Origin of the sequence: Microcoleus sp. S13_C3 (assembly GCF_036700905.1) — a bacterium.
In the GTDB taxonomy this organism is placed as follows: domain Bacteria; phylum Cyanobacteriota; class Cyanobacteriia; order Cyanobacteriales; family Microcoleaceae; genus Microcoleus.
The window spans coordinates 1-20,889 of record NZ_JAUBPT010000144.1; the positions used below are offsets into that span (position 1 = coordinate 1).

At 44.3% G+C, this 20,889-nt stretch carries 16 protein-coding genes and 2 pseudogenes; 10 read left to right on the forward strand and 8 right to left on the reverse strand.

What is annotated here, in order from left to right; translation table 11 throughout:
* Positions 1-31: 31 nt before the first annotated feature.
* A complete protein-coding gene (locus QUA16_RS28550; RefSeq protein WP_333107570.1) occupies positions 32-1,021 on the reverse strand; it encodes a transposase in 990 nt (329 codons plus the stop codon).
* Positions 1,022-1,200: 179 nt separating this feature from the next.
* Positions 1,201-1,840 (reverse strand): annotated as a pseudogene (locus QUA16_RS28555) (IS607 family transposase).
* A gap of 285 nt (positions 1,841-2,125) precedes the next feature.
* Here QUA16_RS28555 and QUA16_RS28560 point away from each other — a divergent pair.
* Positions 2,126-2,974 carry an ABC transporter permease gene (locus QUA16_RS28560; protein WP_333107569.1) on the forward strand — a complete coding sequence of 283 codons (849 nt, stop codon included), beginning with the start codon at positions 2,126-2,128 and terminating at the stop codon, positions 2,972-2,974.
* Between the two features lie 35 nt (positions 2,975-3,009).
* Here the strand turns inward: QUA16_RS28560 and QUA16_RS28565 are convergent, their stop codons facing one another.
* Positions 3,010-5,070, reverse strand: a complete 2,061-nt coding sequence (locus QUA16_RS28565) for a dynamin family protein (RefSeq protein WP_333107568.1) — start codon at positions 5,068-5,070, stop codon at positions 3,010-3,012.
* 94 nt (positions 5,071-5,164) lie between these two features.
* Between QUA16_RS28565 and QUA16_RS28570 the strand changes: the two genes are divergently transcribed.
* The 3 genes from QUA16_RS28570 (at position 5,165) to QUA16_RS28580 (ending at position 8,441) form a co-directional block, all read left to right on the forward strand.
* On the forward strand, positions 5,165-6,022 hold the full coding sequence (locus tag QUA16_RS28570) for an ABC transporter permease (protein WP_333107567.1): 858 nt from the start codon (positions 5,165-5,167) through the stop codon (positions 6,020-6,022).
* A gap of 51 nt (positions 6,023-6,073) precedes the next feature.
* Positions 6,074-7,132: a spermidine/putrescine ABC transporter substrate-binding protein gene (locus tag QUA16_RS28575; protein WP_333107566.1), complete on the forward strand. Its 1,059-nt coding sequence runs from the start codon at positions 6,074-6,076 to the stop codon at positions 7,130-7,132.
* Positions 7,133-7,352: 220 nt separating this feature from the next.
* Positions 7,353-8,441, forward strand: coding sequence for an ABC transporter ATP-binding protein (locus tag QUA16_RS28580; protein ID WP_333107573.1), 1,089 nt, complete (start codon positions 7,353-7,355; stop codon positions 8,439-8,441).
* A gap of 156 nt (positions 8,442-8,597) precedes the next feature.
* On the opposite strand, the gene QUA16_RS28585 is transcribed toward QUA16_RS28580, so the two are convergent.
* Together QUA16_RS28585 and QUA16_RS28590 are read right to left on the reverse strand one after the other, a co-directional pair.
* Positions 8,598-10,778, reverse strand: coding sequence for a thioredoxin domain-containing protein (locus tag QUA16_RS28585; RefSeq protein WP_333107572.1), 2,181 nt, complete (start codon positions 10,776-10,778; stop codon positions 8,598-8,600).
* A 14-nt stretch (positions 10,779-10,792) separates the two neighbouring features.
* Positions 10,793-12,046: a transposase gene (locus QUA16_RS28590; RefSeq protein ID WP_333107565.1), complete on the reverse strand. Its 1,254-nt coding sequence runs from the start codon at positions 12,044-12,046 to the stop codon at positions 10,793-10,795.
* A gap of 395 nt (positions 12,047-12,441) precedes the next feature.
* On the opposite strand from QUA16_RS28590, the gene QUA16_RS28595 reads away from it, so the two are divergent.
* On the forward strand, positions 12,442-14,016 hold the full coding sequence (locus QUA16_RS28595) for an outer membrane protein assembly factor BamB family protein (RefSeq protein WP_333107564.1): 1,575 nt from the start codon (positions 12,442-12,444) through the stop codon (positions 14,014-14,016).
* 81 nt (positions 14,017-14,097) lie between these two features.
* Positions 14,098-14,238: a hypothetical protein gene (locus tag QUA16_RS28600; RefSeq protein WP_333107563.1), complete on the forward strand. Its 141-nt coding sequence runs from the start codon at positions 14,098-14,100 to the stop codon at positions 14,236-14,238.
* 8 nt (positions 14,239-14,246) lie between these two features.
* Here the strand turns inward: QUA16_RS28600 and QUA16_RS28605 are convergent.
* Positions 14,247-14,420, reverse strand: a pseudogene (locus QUA16_RS28605) (DUF255 domain-containing protein); the annotation flags it as partial.
* Between the two features lie 699 nt (positions 14,421-15,119).
* On the opposite strand from QUA16_RS28605, the gene QUA16_RS28610 reads away from it, so the two are divergent.
* Positions 15,120-15,320 carry a hypothetical protein gene (locus tag QUA16_RS28610; RefSeq protein ID WP_333107562.1) on the forward strand — a complete coding sequence of 67 codons (201 nt, stop codon included), beginning with the start codon at positions 15,120-15,122 and terminating at the stop codon, positions 15,318-15,320.
* A 366-nt stretch (positions 15,321-15,686) separates the two neighbouring features.
* Positions 15,687-16,355 carry a PEP-CTERM sorting domain-containing protein gene (locus QUA16_RS28615; protein WP_333181518.1) on the forward strand — a complete coding sequence of 223 codons (669 nt, stop codon included), beginning with the start codon at positions 15,687-15,689 and terminating at the stop codon, positions 16,353-16,355.
* A 293-nt stretch (positions 16,356-16,648) separates the two neighbouring features.
* On the opposite strand, the gene QUA16_RS28620 is transcribed toward QUA16_RS28615, so the two are convergent.
* A complete protein-coding gene (locus QUA16_RS28620) occupies positions 16,649-16,876 on the reverse strand; it encodes a hypothetical protein (protein WP_333107560.1) in 228 nt (75 codons plus the stop codon).
* 870 nt (positions 16,877-17,746) lie between these two features.
* On the opposite strand from QUA16_RS28620, the gene crtA reads away from it, so the two are divergent.
* Together crtA and QUA16_RS28630 are read left to right on the forward strand one after the other, a co-directional pair.
* Positions 17,747-18,583 carry a cyanoexosortase A gene (crtA, locus tag QUA16_RS28625; RefSeq protein ID WP_333107559.1) on the forward strand — a complete coding sequence of 279 codons (837 nt, stop codon included), beginning with the start codon at positions 17,747-17,749 and terminating at the stop codon, positions 18,581-18,583.
* A gap of 326 nt (positions 18,584-18,909) precedes the next feature.
* Entirely contained in the window at positions 18,910-19,407 is a 498-nt protein-coding gene (locus tag QUA16_RS28630) for a 2TM domain-containing protein (RefSeq protein ID WP_333107558.1), read from the forward strand.
* Positions 19,408-19,643: 236 nt separating this feature from the next.
* Here QUA16_RS28630 and QUA16_RS28635 read toward each other — a convergent pair whose 3' ends face one another.
* Positions 19,644-20,663 (reverse strand): CHAD domain-containing protein, encoded by a 1,020-nt coding sequence (locus QUA16_RS28635; RefSeq protein ID WP_333107557.1) that lies wholly within the window; start codon positions 20,661-20,663, stop codon positions 19,644-19,646.
* Between the last annotated feature and the right edge of the window lie 226 nt (positions 20,664-20,889).

The following is a 20,889-nucleotide window of genomic DNA, read 5'->3' on the forward strand; positions in this document are numbered from 1 at the left end:
AAGTTAGAGCGGCGGATTGAATTTTCTAAAGTTATGTCATTTTCTTATTAACAAAAATAGTTTTCTGCACCACTAAGGTGGTATCCCACAAAGCTTTGAGGAAAATCCCCAAAGCCCCATTAAAATCGCGAGGTACTTCATAACCGCAGTTAGGGCATCTAAAAGTTTTAGATCCACCTAACTTTCTATGAATATGACCGCATTTTGTACAAGTTTTGGAAGTGTATTCCTCAGTCACTCTAACCAATCTCGAACCGTAACGATTACAGAGATGTTCTAAGGTTTGTGAGAACTGATAAAATGCCCAAGTCATCATCGCCCTCGCCGACTTGGAATTAAGCTTGCGAGCGCCTCTTGCCACCATTTGAGAAGTTTCAAAAGTAGGCAGGTAAATGACATCGTAATTTCGAGCCAAGTAGCTCGCTACCTGCTTGTGAATTTCCGACCGCAGGTTTTTGATTCTCGTCCTAATTTTCTCCATTGCTTGTTTCAGCCAATAGCGCAATCGGGAAAACTGACCGCCTTTTGAACGACAAAGTTTTGATTGCATTTTATCTAAATGTTGGCACAATCTAGCAATTTTTCCAAAGTCGTGCTTCCCGAATTCAGCAAAAGAATTACCATCAAATCCCGTCAAAAAACAGCCCAGTCCGGGGTCGAGTGCGATGGTTTTTCCGCCATTTTTAGGCTCTGGGATGTCCATCTCTACGGGCATATTCACAAACCAGCGTCCCTTATTGTAGGTAACTTCTACGGCTTTGTCGTAGTTGATTAAGCAGGAATCTTGCCCAGTCCACAGAGGCTTTTCTAGACCTTTGCTAGCATTGAGCATTAGATGACCATTTTTATAGTCGCCTGGAGCGAACTGAATAGTCTGCTTTTGGTCACGAATCGACCTAAACCGAGCTAATTTCAATCCGACTAAAGGATTGGGTTTTGCCTTTTTTCCTTTACCTAACTGAGCTGGCTGTTTGTCAGTTTTCTTCCAAGCTGTATAAGCCTCGAAAAGGGCGTTATCCAAACTATGTGCTATTCCTAATTCTTTACACCAATCAGGAATTATCTCACAACAAGCGAGTTTTGCAGAAGCTACGAAAAGCTTGTTTACCGGAAGTTTTCAAGACTGGCTGACTGGTCTTTTTGTCCACAGTGTAGTAGGTAAATTTTCCCTGGTGTTTATTCAGGTAAGCGATTGCATTGTTATACACTTTTCGGTTGGCGTGAATTCTCAACATCCAGACTTTCTTCGTCTCCCCCTTTGGGTAAACTCGGTACGTCAGAGTCTTCAATGATTTGCTTTTTGTACTTCCTGAGTCCGTACAGTCGGCAACGGAAGACGTGGATAATTGCGAGTAGGTCTTCAACGATTTCTCTTTCTGGACTAAGTGAACTATTGTTGAGAACCAGAATCTTACACCCGCCCCGCTCTGCGAACCATGAGATAAGATCGAATCCGAACCGGCATAATCTATCTTTTGAGGCAACGACAACCATTCAGATGTCGCCCGTGTAAATGTGTTCCAGTAGGGCGATAAGACCTTTGCGCTTGAAGTTAAGTCCGCTCCCGATGTCTTGGATAATTTCACATCCGGGGTAGCGAGACAGAAGAAAGTCAGTCTGTCGTAGAAGGTCGGCTTTTTGACTTCGACTGCTAACTCTGGCGTAGAGGATGGTTGGTTTAGTAGATGGAATATTGACAACTGAGTCTCCGTCGTAGCGTCGCTGTCCTGACGGCGTTCGGTACGCTTTGATTTTCCCTTATTTTTCCCACCGCTAAGCGTGTTTTTGAACATACCCCGAGTCGTTGAATAGCGATTCTTGGTGGTAAGTAATTGGACAGAATTAATTACACACTGATTTTTTGCTGATTCTTTACTAGACAAGGCTTGTAGCCCAAATTTTTGTGTAATTAATTGTGTCCTACTACTTACATATGTGGACATATTGGGTTTTTTGAGTGAATTATCTCAGTCTACATCAATTGTCTGCCTTATCAGGGAAATGTCTAATAAAAACTCGTCCTGGAGATTACTCTTGATAATTTATTCATGATGACATACTTCATAAAATGCGGATTTGATATAAAATGTTTGGGATTATGTGCTAAATTTGGCTTGAGTGAATAATGGGTGTCAAAAACCGGCAGCAAACTAACCTGTTGCTGCTATTATTTCCCGCTACGGCATGGCTGATGGTTTTCTTCATTTTGCCCGTGCTAATTGTACTGTTGTACAGTTTCTTAGAACGCGGTACTTACGGCGGTGTTACTTGGATATTTACTCTCAGCAACTACCAGCGTTTGTTCAGTGGACTTTTCTTAGGAGTAATTGGGCGATCGCTGTGGCTGGCTTTTCTAACAACAGCCACTTGCTTGTTAGTTGGCTATCCCCTGGCATTCTTCATCGCCACCCGTTCTCCTCGCTGGCGAAATGCTTTGCTTTTGTTGGTAATTATTCCATTTTGGACTAACTTTTTAGTGAGAACCTACGCCTGGATCATACTCTTGCGTAGCGAAGGAGTAGTTAACACAGCCTTGCAAAGCCTGCAAATTATTAGCGAACCGTTAAATTTGCTTTTTACGCCTTTCGCTGTGGCGATCGGTCTTATTTACGGCTATTTACCTTTCATGGTTCTGCCTTTATATTCTAGCATAGAACGCTTCAATTTTTCATTGGTAGAAGCCGCTCACGATTTAGGGGCAAATGATATTCGCACTTTCTGGCGCGTATTTTTACCATTAACAACTCGCGGTATTGTTGCAGGATCTATTTTAGTTTTTGTTCCCGCTGTCGGCGCTTTCATCACACCGGATATATTGGGGGGATCTAAAACAGTTATGGTGGGAAATTTGATTCAAAATCAGTTTATGAAAGCCCGCGACTGGCCTTTTGGATCGGCGCTTTCTATGCTGTTGACGGTAATCATATTGATTCCTGTGTTAATTTACTTCCGCGTGTCTGACGAAACTCAATAGTAAGGTGCGAAATGGGCACCTTACTTGGATTTTAGCTAAAGAAATCCACCTACCAACTCAATTTGCTGCAATTGAGACAAAATATCGGCTTCCAAGTCTTTCAGACGTTTAGTTTCAGCTTGGATGTCAATTTCTCGCGATTGTTTTTGAGCGAGCAAACTATCTAACTCGGCTTTGCGAGAATTGATATCAGCATTCACGCGATCGCACACCTGTTCTTCGTAAGTCTCAAAACATTTCCTGACTGCTTCATAAATATATTGCGACTGTTCTTCAGCAATTTGTGGCAGATATTTGACAAACTCTGTCTGAGTTGCAGAAATGAACTGTTGGCGAACATACTCCGCTTGCAATGCTACAACACCTGTAACTACCAGAATTCCACCCAAAACTGAAAGAGTTAAAGAGGCAAAAACTACACCGATAATATTTAGCACCAGCGTCACCATGACACAAGCCAAGACACTCTGCCAAAACATATTGAAAGAATGGATACCTCTGTTGAGGTTGTCGGGAATCGAGGAAAACATATCTATTGCTACCTCAGCCCAAGTCGAGTTTTCTTCATGCTTGTAGCTATGCCCGACGGCGTAGAATCGGTAGCCTAACAGCTTCTTATTCATAGCCTCTACTACTCGTTCATATTCAATTCGAGAATCGGCTGCTTTTTCCTCAAGTTCAGAGAAAGCAGAGGCTATCTTCTGTTTGGCAATGAATTCCCAAGCAGCGAGGCGATCGTTCATATATCGCTCGAAAGCACGTTTGAATGAGGTATAGAACATTGCCCGGTTGTTTTTGTCGAGAAATTGCATGAAATCTAAATCGGGCTGAGTGCTTAAAAAATCCTTTTCAAAGGTGTTCTCTAAATCCAGGATATAGGTACGGAAAGAATCGCCTATTTCTTGGGAAGTTCGATCGCGGACTGTTCTAATTTCTTGCTGGAATTGATTCCCAATTTCCGACAAGTTTGCGAAGTCCGACTGAATCGAATCAATTTTCTCTTTCAATTGATCGACAGTTTCATCTAACAAAGGAATGCGGCGGGAGATTGCTGCTTGAAAGCGATTGCAAGCTTGAAGGGCGATCGCTCTTGCTTGTTCCCGTTCAGCAGCAGCTCGTTCCCCAGTCAGAAAATGATTGAGAGCCGCCAGAAACTCCACAAAGCCAGTGCCTTCTAAAGAAGCTTCTGAGTTTTTCAAACGACTACGCAAGGCATTGAGAGCAGAAATCTCAAATACTCGCTCCTGATAAATATCCCGGCCCCGATCCTGACAATATTCACTCAGATTAGTCTGGAAAACTCGACGCAGTTTGTCCTCGGCTACTTGCAGTGCCTCAGTGTCTTCTGGATCGACAAGTCCCTCTCTAATTCTATCCCAAGAATTGACTATGAAGAAGATAGTTAAACCTCGGTCTTTGAGGTAATTCTGGAGATAGCGGCGTTCCTCCAATGTGCAAGGTTGAGACGCACTCAACACAAAAAGTATGGCGTGACAGTTGTAGATATAGTCGAGAGTAAGCTGGTTTCGCGCTTCCGTATCATTCAGTCCCGGGCTGTCCACAAATTCGATACCTTTGGCTAGCAGCGGTAGCGGATGTTCTACCACCGCATGACTGATATCTGGAAAAGCTAGCTGTTTGCCTCGCTGTAGAATTTTTGCTTCTTCTGGATCAATTGTATAGCGCTGCTTAAACTGCTGAAAATCTATTTCCTCTGGTTGTTTGCTATCGTTATAGTAAATCGTCGCTTTCTCTGCTGTACCGTATTTCAGCACCGTTAACAAAGCAGTACAGGGAGTGACATCACTGGGAAGTAAATTCTGCCCTAGCAAAGCATTGAGAAATGTACTTTTTCCCCGCTTCATATCCCCTAATACTAAAAACCGAAAGACTCCTTGGCGCAAATTTTCACTTTGCTGGATGAGACGTTCAATCTCTTTAGAGAGTCCTAGTTTTCCCGATGTATTTTCTGCTTGTGATTCAGCTAGGGTGAGATTTTGGGCGATATCCTCCAACAAAGCTGCTATCTCGTTGCGAACTCTGACAAGGCGATCCAAGCTATGAAGCCAACCAGCCGCTTTTTCTTGACTGCTCATGGGTCTTCCCTCGAGTAAGGTCTAATTCGATCTTATCACCTTGACAGATCTAAATTTAGGGTAAGATGCGCTAATGACTAATGACTAATGACTAATGACTAAAACAAAACTAGATTTACTCGTGCGGGCGATCGGCAAAAAGTGGCTTTGGGTACAAGCTGCACTAGCATTTGCCTTTCTTTACTTGCCAATTCTCATCTTAATTATTTACTCCTTTAACGCCTCCAGATTCAATGCCGTTTGGCGTGGCTTTACCCTTGACTGGTACCGCAGTTTGTTTAGCAATGCAGGCGCGACGATTGCTACGAGTAGCAGCGCCGGAATCTTGACTGCACTCAACAACAGCTTGCTAATTGCAGCTATTTCGACTGTGTTAGCGACAATTTTTGGTACAATGCTCGCGCTAGCACTGGAACGCTTTCATTTCCCAGGGCGCAAAGCAGTAGAAGCTTTACTGTTTTTGCCGATTATTATGCCCGAAATTACGATCGGCATTTCGCTGCTAGTTTTCTTTACGCTAGTATTTCGGATCGTAGAAAATCTCACGGGAATTCGCCTCAATCTCGGCTTACCTACCGTAATTATCGGTCACATTGTCTTTAATATTTCCTTTGTGACTATTACTGTCAGGGCGCGTTTGGCGGAATTAGATCCTCAATTAGAACAAGCAGCTTTTGACTTAGGCGCTAACGAATGGCGGGCTTTTTGGCGCATCACTCTCCCTCTAATTTGGCCCGCTATTTTCAGCGCGGCACTCCTGGCTTTTACTCTGTCGCTAGACGATTTTGTCGTGACATTTTTTACCACAGGTGTCGGTTCGATGACGCTGCCATTATTTGTTTATGGCATGATAAAATTTGCAGTTACGCCAGCGATTAATGCCATTTCAACTTTGATGTTGTTGGCTTCCTTGTTGCTGGTTGTATCATCGTTAAAAGTTCAGAAAAGTTAAAAAAATTGCTTTCTGTGTCATAATTATTGTCGTCTGCAACTAACACAACCTATGAAACGCCTGCTGACTTTCCTACTTTTGTTTGTGATGAGCGCAACGGTGGCTTTCGGCTGTAGCCCCACAGGTGGCAACCAACAAGTGCTCAGCATTTACAATTATGCCAGTTATATAGCCCCAGAAGCGATCGCCCAATTCGAGAAAGAGAACAATGTTAAAATTCAATACGACACTTTCGAGAACAGCGACGCACTCTATGCCAAACTAAAACAGGGAAACCCCGGTTACGACTTAATATTTCCCGCCGATTACATGGTAAAAATCATGATCGCCGAAAATCTAATTGAGCCGCTAAATTTAAACCATATTCCCAACCAAAAGAACCTAGAACCTAAGTTTATCAATCAAGCTTTTGACCCTGGGAATAAATATTCCCTGCCCTACCAGTGGGGAACGATGGGAATTGGCTACAACGTGAAAGAAACCAAGGGCGATATCAACAGTTGGGCGGCGATGTTCGACCCGCAATATACCGGAAAAGTAGCATGGCAAGACGATGCCAGATACACATTTGCAGGAGTTTTAATGTATTTAGGATTTGATCCCAATACAACCAATCCCGAAGAAATTAACAAAGCCCGCGATTTGCTGATTAAAAGTAAAAATATCATTGCAGCTTTTGTCCCCGACACTGGGCAAAATATGCTCGATCAAGGAGAAGTAAATTTGACAATGGAATGGAGTGGCGATATTTTCCAAGTGATGACAGAGAATCCTAATATCCGTTACGCTATTCCCAAAGAAGGAACAATCATTTTTTCTGACAACATGGCAATTCCCAAAGGTGCGCCCCAGAAAGAGTTAGCGGAAAAATTTATTAACTTTATTTTGCAGCCAGAAGTCGGCGCCCAAATTTCCAATTTTACCCACTTCGGATCGCCCAACAAAGCAGCCATAGATCGAGGTTTAATCGACCCGAAAGATTTTAAAAATCCTCAAATTTACCCGCCGGCTGAGGTGTTTGACAAAATGAAATTATTGCAGGATGTCGGGAAAGCAACTGCATTGTATGATAAAGCTTGGACGGAAGTTAAAGCAGGGGCCGGAAAGTAGATATAAAACAGGTTTCCGCCCGGGCTGGTTCACTTAAATTTTTAGTTTGCATGGGAGTTGCACCATCGTCAAGAACGGGCAAGATGCCCGTTCCACAAAACTTAATTTTCTTGTGGAACGGGCATCTTGCCCGTTCATAAACAAGTAATTGAGAATGGTACAACATATCAATTTAACCAGACTCGAACTCAGATTTTTATTACTCATACATACTAACACAATGCACTCTGTCGAGGTTTTAGAAGTTTCCAAAGTATTTAAAAGTGTCCGCAGTCAAGATTTCCTGGCTGTAGATAACATCAACCTGCAAATTTACGATCGAGAATTCTTTTCTTTACTCGGCCCTTCCGGCTGCGGCAAAACTACAACTTTGCGAATGATCGCTGGTTTTGAGATTCCCACAGCGGGCGAAATTTACATTCACGGTCAACCGATGCAAAATCGCCCACCCTTTCACCGCCCTGTGAATACGGTATTTCAAAACTATGCTTTATTTCCGCACATGACAGTAGCACAAAATGCCGCTTTTGGGTTAGAAATGGAGAATTTGCCTCAGAAAACAATTCGCGATCGCGTTGCTGAAGCCTTAGCATTAGTACAGTTAACCGAGGTAGGAAAACGCTATCCCCGCCAACTGTCAGGAGGACAGCAGCAGCGAGTAGCACTAGCAAGAGCATTAGTCAAACAGCCGTCTGTTTTGCTGTTGGATGAACCTTTAGGAGCGCTGGATTTAAAATTGCGTAAAGAGATGCAATTAGAATTAAAAAAAATGCAGCGAAAATTGGGAATTACGTTTATTTATGTAACTCACGATCAGGAAGAAGCACTAACGATGTCGGACAGAATTGCAGTGATGGATGGAGGAAAACTGCAACAAGTGGGGACGCCTGTTGATATTTATGAATATCCTAAAACGCGGTTTGTTGCTGATTTTATTGGCGACAGCAATTTTTTAAGTGGTCGAGTAGTAGAAAAGCAACATGGTAAAATAATCGTGTTGGTTGACCAGCAGTTAGCGGTGTTAGTTGCAACAACCGAAGATATCCCCCCTGGGAAAGTTGTTACCCTGGTGTTGCGGCCAGAAAAAGCTGCTATTTATCCGGCTAATTATGATGCTGAAAATAGCTGGCCCGCAATAGTAGAAGAGGCTATTTATATTGGCACTGATACGCGCTATACGGTGCGGTTGACTGCTAAAAGTTCGATCGCCCTTCGCCGACAAAACTTGCACAGAGATGACTTGCAGCGACACCAAGTCGGCGACAGCGTTCGAGTGGCAGTGCCGCCGGAAAGTATCTACATTATTTGACACTCAAGCGGGCTGAAGCCACTGAGATTCTTTGGAAGATTGAGGAGCAGATTGAAGATGTACATCCTTCCCGGTAAAAAATAATCTACTTCTTCTTTCTGCTTCCTCCTTCTTCCTTCGCGTCTTCGCGGTTCAATAATATAGACAGTATTGGTGCTAAACTCGCGTTTGACTTTGCAAAATTCCCTCCAACAGCCGCTCTTGACTTTTCGCAGGTTCCTTGCAAGTCAAACACTCGCAAACTAACCCGATAACCCCTTCAGGCAAATCAGCCTCAATCTGACACACAGCCGTCGGATAATACTGCGAAATCAACCCCGAAATCTGGTCGGGAGTCGTGCGAATCAGGGTAGAATGCTGATACCAGTCGATCGCCGAAAGTAGACTCGGACAAGCTTGCGGAGCATCTTGTACAATACTGCTGAAAGCTTGCAGACCTTGCTCCGCGCGATCGAGATATTCTAAATTAGGGCCCAACAGCGCGAGACGAACCAAAGAGGCGATCGCAATTCCATTCGCCGCCGGAGTTGCATTGTCTATATAGCTGCGTTCCCGCACCAACAAATCTCCGCTAGCATCCTTAGCAGTATTGTAATATCCTCCCAATTCCACGCTCCACAAAAACTCATCAAACTCTTCTTGCACCTGCACAGCTTTCTCCAACCAAAAGTGAGAATTCGGCAACTGTTTTGCCTCTTCCCCGTTGCTTAAATTCAAACTCGCTTGATGCAAATCCAACAAAGCTTTCACAAACAAAGCATAATCTTCCGACTGCGCGGTAACAGCAGATTGTCCGTCATAATTCAACCGCTGAAACCGCCCATCCGTCCACTGATTGTCTAAAATAAAATTAGCTGCTTTCACAGCTAATTCCAAATATTCCAAATTTCCAAAAACAGTCGCAGCGCGGGCCAATCCCGAAATCATTAAGCTATTCCAAGCCGCAATCATTTTCGTGTCAGTAACTGCGGGAATTCTACCCGGCCAACTGTCGTTTTTAGCTTCTTGATTGTTGCGGGCTGGCGGAAAGGTTTTTACCGTATCGGGATTGCCACCGTAACGCACCGCAAAGAGTTTAGCCAAAGCCGTTTCTATCGTGTCGCTCAGTTTTCCCGGATGGCGGCGCTGCAATACATTCTTGCCTTCAAAATTGCCGTTGCGACTAACAGTAAACTGTGCTTTAATTTCTGCCAATTCCTCAGCAGTTAATAGTTGTTCCAGTTCCGCATAAGTCCAGACATAAAATGCTCCTTCTTCCGGTTCTGATCCCCCCGTTGCCCCCCCTTCGTAAGGGGGGGTTGAATTTTCTGCACCCCCTTGATAAGGGGGGGTTGAATTTTCTGCCCCCCCTTGATAAGGGGGGGTTGGGGGGGTAAAGCTGTCAGCATCCTGTGCAGCATAAAAATAACCTGTCGGCGCAATCATTTCTCGCTTCAACCATTCTACTGTCCCCGCGATCGCAGTTTCAAAAGCGGGTTCTTGTATTCCCGCGCTCCACAAATTTGCTAAATACTCAACAATTTGACCGTTGTCGTAGAGCATTTTTTCAAAGTGTGGCACAGTCCAAGTCGCATCAACCGTATAGCGGTGAAATCCGCCTCCTACATGGTCGTAAATGCCGCCCAATGCTAAGTCTAATCCGCGCTGAGTGCAGACTTGTTTGCTGTCGTATTTTGAATCAAAATTGAATCGCGTTCCCCGCAGTGCTAGCTCAGCATAAGGTATCATCGGAAAACTGGGGCCGGGGTTGCTGCCCGCAACAATTCCCGTGTTGAGTTCTAAGCCTTTTTGGAAGAGTTCGCGATCTAATTCGGCGGTTACTCCTGACAGCGCAGCCGTCTGTTGGAGGTTGCCTAAAATCTCTGCTTTGAAGGCTTCTACTTTGCCTTTTTCTGTGTCGTAAAAGCGGCGAATTGCTTGCAAAACTTCTAAAAATCCGGGGCGTCCATATCGCGGTTCTACGGGGAAATAAGTGCCTCCGTAGAAGGGAACTCGCTCGTCTGGAGTGAGAAAAACGTTGAGCGGCCAACCGCCTTGACCGGTCATCATTTGCAAGGTTTGCATATAAATGCTGTCGATATCCGGGCGTTCTTCGCGATCGACTTTTATCGGTATAAAATGCGAATTCATGTATTGGGCGATCGCGCGATCGGAAAATGCTTCTCCTTCCATCACCGTACACCAGTGGCAGCTAGAGTAGCCAATTGACAGGAAAATCGGTTTATTTTCGCTTCGGGCCGTTTCTAGGGCTTCGTCGCACCAGGGCCACCAGTCGATCGGATTTTCGGCGTGTTTCCGCAGGTAAAGGCTTTGGGATTGAGCAAGACGGTTGACCATAATCAAATATACTTTTACTCGTGCTGGGTAAGCTTTTGACACTCCCCGTCCTTATAGGACGGGGATTCTTGGTTCAATGAGTCGCCATAACCTAGCAGGGTTTCCCCAACTAAACTAGAGGGCATCTCTCCCCAAGCGTTAATTTCGGCGTGCCCCGCCGTATTTTGGGCGCGTTTCAAGATGTTAATTGCTGCGTTGGTGTCTCGATCTGCCGAATACCCGCAATGCGGACAAATGTGCGTTCTAGTTGATAGAGACTTACTGACTTTTTTGCCACAATTCGAGCAATTCTGACTGGTATTGTGGGGCGATACAGCTACGGTTTTTGTTCCGTAGACTCTCCCAAAATAATCCAACCACGTCCGAAACTTAGACCAAGCGGCATCACTAATCGACTTAGACAGTTTTCGGTTCTTTACCATGCCCTGAACATTTAAGTCTTCATAGGCGACCAAATCGTTAGATTGGACGTAACGGAGTGCCACTCTCTTGACAAACTCTTCTCGCTGCCTACTTACTCTTAGATGTTTCCGAGCATACCGATTTTTGGCCTTCTTGTAGTTATTAGATTGCGGTTTACCCTTTTTGAACTTTTTGGACTTTTTCCGGTTGGCGCGGTTTAATTGCTTTTCTGATTTGCGATAAAATTTAGGATTTTCGACTATCCCTCCCTCACTATCAGCCAAAAAGTATTTAATTCCGACATCAATTCCTAGCGCACGATTGGATGACTTGCAATCTTTGAGAGCGCTCCGAGGAGCATCGACACAGAATTGCACGTAATACCCATCACTACGTCGGACAATCCGTACCCTTTTAATTTGCTCTATCTGATAAAAATGCAAGTCTCGACTGCCTTTTAATTTCAGCATCCCGATACCTTTCTTATCAGTAAAGTTAATGCGTTTCCGGCCTGATGAAAGTTTCCAGCCACCAACCTTGTACTCGATCGAGCGACTGTTTTTCTTGAACTGCGGATAGCCCTTTTTACCCGGCTTTTTGTTTTTACAGTTGTAGAAAAACCGATCGATCGCGCGTTGGGCATTTTCAACAGCAGCTTGACAAGCATGACTGTACAAGTCTTTGACAAAGCCAAACTCTGCTCGCAATTGAGTGCAATATTTATACAGTTCTTTTCTGCCGACACCGCGATTGTCCATCCAGTACCGCAGGCATTTATTCCGAATAAATTTACCCGTGCGAATAGCTTCATCGATCTTGTCGTATTGTTGCTTTTTCCCGTAGGCTTTGAACTCAAAAACTAGCATGGTTCGACCTTGGCAGGCTGCTGTCTTATACTACCATATATTTGACGTTAATTCCAGAATTAATAGAATTAAAGCCGTCCTATAAGGACGGGGCTTGTATCCCATTCTTTTGGTCATACCAATTTTTTATGAGGCCCCGTAGAATCAGATCCCCCCTAGTCAAGAGGGCGGGCACTCTTGGCACCGCCCCTACGAAGGGGAGTAGGGGGTGGGACAAGATTCCGCTCAAAGTCAACCCCTACTCCCCAACAACCAGGGGGATTTAGGGGGATCGAGATATGTGCAACTTCACATTAAATTGGTATCAGTCCTCTAGCAGTTTAGCGCGAGATGTTTTAGTTGAGTTGTGGCTGATAATTATGTTTTAATATTAAGGCTGATTATCTCGATCTAATATGAGCTTATCATCTCGGAGAACCTTCAATCAACAGCTCGCACAATTTTTGCTGAGTGCGGCTGTTCCTCCTGCTGTTCTCCAACTCAGCCAAACTGCATCCTCGGAGCCAGCTTTATTAGAAACTAATCTTAACAATCTGCTGGCGAAAGCAGACCCAGAAATAGAATTATTAGTCCCGACCTTTTTAGGTAACGACAAGCGTCGGTTCTACGGCAGAGGTGTGCCGAAAAGTTTGAAGTTAATCGACAAATTTGAGCTAGGAAGCGGACGGACTTTTCTGGGAAGGCGATCGCAAATTTGGAGTGGCGCGGGTTGGACTGGACAGCCAACCATCACCAGAGACCGGGGAAAAACTTATTTAATTATAGGTTCTTTTGACCACAATTTGCGAAAAATAGATATTGCTACCAATAAAGAACTTTGGCGATATAAATTTGATGATATAATCAAAGGTTCATCAACAATTTATATCGATGAAAAAGCGAGTTCCGAAAACAGAATTGTAATTTTGCAAGGCAGCCGCAGTGGCGGTGGTAGCCAAAAAGTAGTGCCGAGTTTTAGGGCAATATCTTTTAGAACTGGCAAGGAACTTTGGAAATTGGACATCAGGAAAACGCCCAGCTACAGCCGGGATAATGACAGCAGCGCTTTGGACATCGGCGGTGGCGTTTTGTTCAATGCGGGGGAAAATGCGATCGGCTATTTTCTCGATAGTTCCACAAGCAATGCAAAAATCAAACAAGGCATCAAGCAGCCAAATATCTTGTCGGAAGTACAGCTTTATGCAGCAGGAGATATCAGCAAACACGGCGGTAACTTGGTAGCGGAGTCATCGCCATCAAGGCTCAAAGATAGAATTTTTATAGCTGCTGGTTCCGGTCATATTTACGGTATTAGCATTGCAACTAAAAAGATAGTTTGGGATTTTTATACGGGTTCCGATTTGGATGGAAGTGCTGTAATTTCTAAATCAGGGAAACTGTTTTGTGCCATAGAAAAACAATACATTCAGGGCAACGGCGGAGTGCTGAAGCTGAATCCCAACAAGGAACCGAATGCCAGCGTCGAATGGTTTTTGCCTACCGGAAATCGCCGATTTTCTAGCTGGGAAGGCGGGATAATTGGCTCGGTGGCGTTGAATGACGAGTACAATTCAGGGGAGTTTCCGGCGCTGTTTGCCACAAATGCGATCGACGGCAATTTGTACATCGGTTCCCAAGATATGATTACAGGTAAAAAAACTTCTGTGCCTTGGCGAAACCAGTCTTACGATACTCCGGTAATAGTATTTAAAAAAGCGATTGGTTCTTCAATTTCAACTCCGATTTTTACCGATGGCAATAAACTGATCAGTGCGGGATACAACGGTGTTTATTTGTTCAATTTGAATTGGGAACGAGCGAAGTCGGGGGATCAGAATGCTTTGAGAAATGCTAAAGGGGAGTTTTACCGTTTGAAAGTAATAGAATCGGGGAGATTTAAGCCGGGTTTGTCCTTTGAGGCGACGCCTGTAGTTTGGGACGGAATTGTGAGGATTTGTGCGAGGGATGGCTGGATGTATACTTTGGGTTAGTTATTGGTATTTTGTACTTCTATCGGGAACAGGCAAGATGCCTGTTCCACAATAAGTAGACTCTGTTGTGGAACAGGCATCTTGCCTGTTCCTAAAAGGGTGTTGAAATCTGCGGTGGGATTGGGATTGTCGCTGAATGCTGGGAATGTCGATCGAACTGAAGGAGAAGACTACGAAAAAGCGTTTGGGCGGTGGCGGTTGAAGCAACAGGTGGGCCAGTGAAAAACGCTTTTTATCGGTATAAAGTGCGAATTCATGTATTGGACGATCGCCCGATGGCAAAATGCTTCACCTTCCATCACCCTACACCAGTGGCAGCTACAGTAGCGAATTGACAGAAAAATCGGTTTATTTTCTCTCCGGGCCCTTTCTCAGGCTTCGTCGCACCAGGCCCACCAGTCGATCGAATTTTCGGCGTGTTTTCGCTTTTGCTGGCTAAGCTTGTCATATTATTTCCGATCGATTACCCCTAATACCGTAGGGGCGGGTTCACAAACCATACCTGCCAATAATTGACAACCTCAAAAACCCGCCCCTTGTATCTTAAAAGAGTAGACCTCTTGCAAAAATAACTAGGACGGGCTCTTCGGCCCGTCCCACAAGAGTTATTTTTTCTTGTGGGATGGGCCGAAGAGCCCGTCCAATAAATTTATGAAAAGGACTTTTGCAAGAGGTCTAGTGAGACGGTAGGGGGCAGGGCCGTTTCATTCTCTTGTAGGGGCAATCCCCCCGTGGTTGCCCCAATCCCGTGACTGCCCCAATCCCGTGGCTGCCCCAATCCCACCAAATGCCTAACAAATCCTGGATGGGTGGGGTAGGCATTCTTGGCACAACCCGTACAAAAAGCTGGTTTTCCCTAGGGGCAATCCGACCCCTACTCCCCGTGGTTGCCCCGAAACAGCCCTGACGGTAGAGGCGTTCCGAAAACTATGTCCCTGAAAGTCGAGTCGTCCCTTTAGTCGGCCAAAGTTCCGGCGTCACAGATAATAACGAGCACCGAAACCATTGGTCTCTAAATTGAGATGTTGCACCATGATCGATAAGCCTGTTTTGGGCGGAATCTCCTGCCCAACCCCCACTCCCCACAAGAAAACTCATTCTTTGTGGAACGGGCCCCAGAGCCGGTTCTTGGTAATGGTGCAACATATAAGTCTAAATGGCGCTGGTTGCTGAATCCGAAAGCGAGAATCGACGCACCGAATATAATCCAAGATTTTCTCCTGAGTTATAGCCCCCATTCCGCAGCTTCCACTGTCACCATCGGTTTTTACCTGCTTTTACCCACCAATCAAGCTCTCACTTAAATTTTTATACGTACATTCACGGATAAAAAACTTTTTAAGGGCATAATTTAGAGCTTAAAAAGAGTTTTATCAGTAATTATGCTGTGTGACACCCCTGTTTAGGGAGCTGGGTTATAGCTTTTTGAAAGACAGAACAGTCAGGACTCAAATCCGGGTGGCAGCACCCCTATTATTTGATGCACGCCATAGGAAATAGCGAGCTAGAAGCCATCAATTTAGGCATTTTGCCTAAATCCAATCAGCGTATTCCCAATCTTCATCGAATCTTTATCAAAACTACTTGCATTAACTTGTGCTTTGCTTTAGATTGAATATGTGAAGGAAAAAAACCAGCTTCCAGCCAACTTAAAAATAAAGGTGTCAACCATGAAATCCACATTAAACTTAGTCAGATCTATTTTAGCTGTTGCCAGTGTCGCCGCTGTTAGTGCAGTATCCGCAGCACCTGCCTCTGCCTTCAGCTTTGGTAATATCGCTGGTGGCGATCCGGTTGGAGATGCCTATAAAAGCAACTTTTCATTTAACGTAATTGACGAGGGTACATCAGTTCTTTTTAACATCTTCAACTCGGGAAATGCGGCCGCCCCTGATATGTTTATCGGTAAAGTTCTCTTTGATGATAATGGCTATCTGTCTAATGCCGTGGCTAACATTAATAACACGGGTGATGTACGCTTTAGTGGTGGTGCTAGTAACGATCAGTTGCCTCAAGGTGGTACGGGCTTCACTACAGACTATGCCTTCACAAGAGATAATGGTGGTGGTAATCAATGGGCTGTCCAACATAGCGAAAGTTTGGGAGTGAGGTTTACGGGAAATTATGCTAACGTAGTTTCCGCTTTGAATACCGGTGCCTTAAGATTAGGTTTGCACGTTCAAGCCTTACCAAATGGTGCAAGCGATTCTTACCTCAGCAGCAGCACTAGCAACACTGAAGCTACTCCTGAACCTTTAACAATGCTTGCTGCTGCAGCCGCTGTTGGGTTTGGTGCTAAGTTCAAAAAGCAACGCGCTCAGGCTCAAAAAGCTGAATAGGCGATAGTTTGAACTCGTTTTCGATTCTGGCTTGATGCCAAACTGATTATTTTATGTTCGAGCTAAAAACCTGGTTTCTTGGTGAAACCAGGTTTTTTAGTATCTGATAGCACGCCATCGTGAACACCCCAGACTTTGAAGCCGAACTCAGAGCATCTTATATTTGTAAAAACACTTTTTCTGCTTCCTTCCTTCTTCATCTTTTCTCCTGGCTGCTGCCTCCAATTTCTAGCGGAGGGCTGCTTTCATTGAGATGATCCCGTCAAATCGCCCCTAGACAGCGCATTTAAGAACTACGGTAGGGCTGTTTCTGAAGCATTGCCGATATATAGCAATCCTTGCAGGAGTCGTAAATTTTGGGAGCATCTCATATTTGTAAAAATACTTCTTCTGGCTCCTTCCTTCTTCTGGCTCCTTCCTTCTTCCTCTTTCCTTCTTCCCCTTTCCTTCTTCCTCTTTCCTTCTGCTTCCTGCCTCCTGCCTCCTGCCTCAAAACTCCAATTTCTAGCGGAGGGCTGCAAAGGTGAGATGCTCCCTAAATTTTTTACCCCACCCAAACCCTCCCCAAACCCCAGGGCTGTTTCGGGGCAACCGGGCGTGGGATTGCCCCTACGGAAAACCAGGGTTTTGTAGGGGCGGTGCCCCTGTGCCCGCCCCCACCCACAGATGATTTCATGGGCATTTCAGGCATCGGGGCTCTTCACGAGGGTTTGCCCCTACAAGAAAATGAAACAGCCCTGCCCCCAAGCCGCTCTGAGGAAGAAATTCACAAATGATTTAGGATTGCTATAAAGACACGCTCGATTCTTGAAAAGCAAATAATCACCATTGAGCATGGCTCGAACTCTAACTCGCTCAGCCGTATTTACTCGAACCTCAGTGTCACACCATGCACGGAGCCAATTGCGCCTACTCTCAAGAAATCCAAACCTCATTCAGGCTACTTATTTTTAATTTTTGTTGATTAACTCCCTTTTTAGTCTTTGCTTACAGGGGCTAAGTAAGCAAGCGCTAGGCATCCAACCAATCATTTCGAGTACCAGTCTTTTCACCAGGTGTCCTAATCCTGAGCTATGCGTTGCCTCTAAGTCTCATCATTCATCAAATTCCAGAGTGTCTACTAACCTCATCTCAAAGATTTACAGCCCTTAAAATCCCCCAAGTCCTTTCCGTAGGAGGGATTCAAGCTACTAAGTTGTCCAAATCCCGTACTATTTTTATGATATGATCTAAAAATTAGTCTGGACTGTTTTTAGTTCGTAGTCTGAAACCCTCGATTTTCCGTGGGTACTTTGATTGCCAAATCGCCTTGCCACCCTTATTCTACGGTTGACAATCAAAAACAGTCCGCAGTATGGCTCTAATCAATCAACTAATAACTAATATCTAAAATGTTCAAGAGAAAACTTTTTTGGCTCATCATTATCGCCACAGCTTTAGTAACTCTGAATATGACACTCCTGTGGAAAATGGACGATGTTGCTCATTTTTGGATGAGTATAGTTTTTTGGTCCGCTGTGGGTTCCCTACTGTGGGACAAGCAGGATATTCTCAAACAGAGTGAGGGAAAAAATGACGTATTATCGATTGTCGCTGGGACAATATTAATAGCTTTTATTTTATTTAAAAGTGCTCTGGTTTCCAGTAAATTCGATCCTTTTTTAAGACTGGCACCTTTTTTGTCTGGTTTAGGTTTGAGCTTAATTGCGGTAGGCTTTCAGAACTTAAAAATATATTGGCGTGAATTGCTAATACTATTTTTTCATGGCACCCCCAGTGTCATTACGTTACCTTTAGTGGATTTTGTTGCCTCGCTTACTGCTAAATTTGCTTATTATTCTTTGTGGTATGTCGGTTTTGATGTAACACATTACGGTAATTATGTTGTCTTACCGACAGGAAGGGTGTTGGTAAATGGGGGTTGTTCGGGTATAGAGGCCATGAATTACTTATTAGGTTTAGCTGTAGTTTGTTTAGTGATGTTTCCTACTAAACAAAATAAGGCTTTGGTAATAAGTGTCGCTGTCATTTGTGGTTTTATTATTAATGTTTTCCGAGTGGCTGGAATGGCATTGTTAGTTGCATCTAATCGCCTAGATTTGTTTAAATATTGGCATGAGGGGGAAGGTTCTTTAGTCGTGGGAATGATTGCGGTGGTTTTGTTTGGGATATTTTATCAATTTATGTTGAAACGAGATAGCCAACTTAGTCAAAGTTCGGGAAATTAATTAGTTGCAATTTGAGGTAATATATCGGTTCTTCGATTTCCCCTCCCATAGTCAGGAGTCGGGCTCATACCAATTTTTTATGAGGCCCCGTAGAATCTGATCCCCCCTAACCCCCCTTAACAAGGGGAGTAGGGGGTGGGACAAGATTCTTCTCTTTCGTCCCCCTTAAGAAGGGAGATTTAGGGGCAGCGAGATATGTGCAACTTCACCTTAAATTGGTATCACTCAAATGTCCGGGTGTTGAAATCCGCCAATGTCACTACCTGCCGTTTAACTGCGCTTATATCTATCATAGAAAGGATGTCAGGAATTATAGGAAACTTGTTATGGCGGCAAATGAAAGTCAAATAAGTCAAATTTACGGTTCAGAGGATGCTCAAGGTATTCTGCAAATTGCGATCGCGCGGCGACAAGATGAAGGGGAATTATCCCGAGTGCAGCTTTTCGAGATTGCAGCGGAATTGGGCATTTCCGAACAGGATATTGTGGCGGCGGAACAGCAATGGTTAGCAACTAGAGGAGAAGTTCAAGAAAAGCTGGTTTTTAACTCTTACCGTCGTCGCAACTTGCAGAAAAATGTGACCAAGTACGGTATTATCAATACTTTTTTAGTTTTGTTTAATCTAGCAGGTTCGCACGAGCTTTCTTGGTCACTTTTCATTTTACTAACCTGGGGATTGGGATTGTCGCTGAATGCTTGGAATGTTTATCAAACTGAAGGGGAAGATTACGAACAAGCATTTCAGCGGTGGCGTTTGAAGAAACAAGTCGGAGAGTCTATTGGTACTGCGACGAATAAGTTTATGAAGTGGTTGCAGTCGTGATTTGCTAGGGTAAAAAACGCTATTGCCCTTTCTTTTACTTGACACTGGTGAAGTAATTCGGATTTTAACTCGTTACTGGAAAGAGTAATTGTTAAGGTTTTTTCTTTAGCCTATCCCCAAGAGCGATCGCCCTTTATTGAGTTATACAATCAAGGACACTGCAATGCCATGTCCCTACAAATATCCCTCTTTGAGTCCCTCCCGCCAGTCTATCGCATTCTCTCCTCGCGAAAAAGCTAACTTTCCTGGGGCAACTTTCCGTTAGCAGCATCTTCAACCACAGGATGAATTAAAGCAGATCGAAAACCTTGCCGCATTTCCGAACTCAAATACCTGCGCTGCAAAACCTGCCATTTTTGCCAAGCTGCATAGCGATTTTCGGCCAAGAAACCAGCCAACTTCGGCAACTCTTTTTTCAGATCGCGATCGACAAAATCTGTCAGAAACTCGCCTAAAACTTCACTGTCTTGAATATCGCCCAAACATTCCTGAACAGCTTTTACATCTTCGACATAAACTTCGTAACTCTCGCTGTAAAAATTCCCAAACAGATTCATCAAATACCGAACCCGCTTAGCTTGCTTCCGCAAATCGTGCAGAATAGTTCCCTCGGCTGCTAACTTCTCTTCGACAGCCTCAGCATTCAAATCATCCGCAACTTTAACTTTGCCCTCTTCATATTTTGTGCCCAACAGCCAAGCCGGATGCAGGAAAAACTCACTAACTTGAGGTAACAGTAAATCTGGCAAAACCTCAGCAATTGGCAAATGTTCGATCGCCTGAAACTGCGGTTTTTCCAGCCAATCCTCGATCGACTGCTTCAGCGATTCGTAGCTTTTGTGCTCTAAAATCGCCCTCACCCCTTTCAAAGCCCGGTGGCGCTGTTTGAGCAAATTCAATAAAGCCTTATCCAAAACTTTCTGTTCTTGAGTCGGCAAATTCGGGTAATAGCGGTTTTGGAGACTTTCGAGCATCACATCCAAATCCCTGAGCGTTCCCAGAATCCGTCCCACCTTACCAATTTTACGTTCAGAAGCCTCTTTTGGCCAATCTAAAACCGGAGCAAAACCAGCCACAGCCGATCGCAAACGTCTCAATCCCACGCGCATTTGATGAAGTTCTTCCGCGTCTTTGTCTTTAATAACTTCAGCCTCGTGCGCTACACTTTTGCGGAAATATTTCTCAATCGCCCCAGATGCAGCGTCTCCGAGAGTTTTAACTTGAGTTTTAACTTTTGCTGATGTTTTTACGTTCATGGCAGGTGTAGATTCCAGATCCCCGATCGACTTTAATTTGGATTTCAAGGCTTTGGTAGTAAAGGGTTTACATCCTAGCACACCACCCCAATTTATGACTGGCTTCCATACATGAATCTTAATATTATGTGCTTGACAGTTTATACAAATTGACATACTCCCCAGCCTAAAGGCGTGGGGATTCTTTACGCTTCACTGAGTTGTGCTACCGAAGTAGTCTTACCAT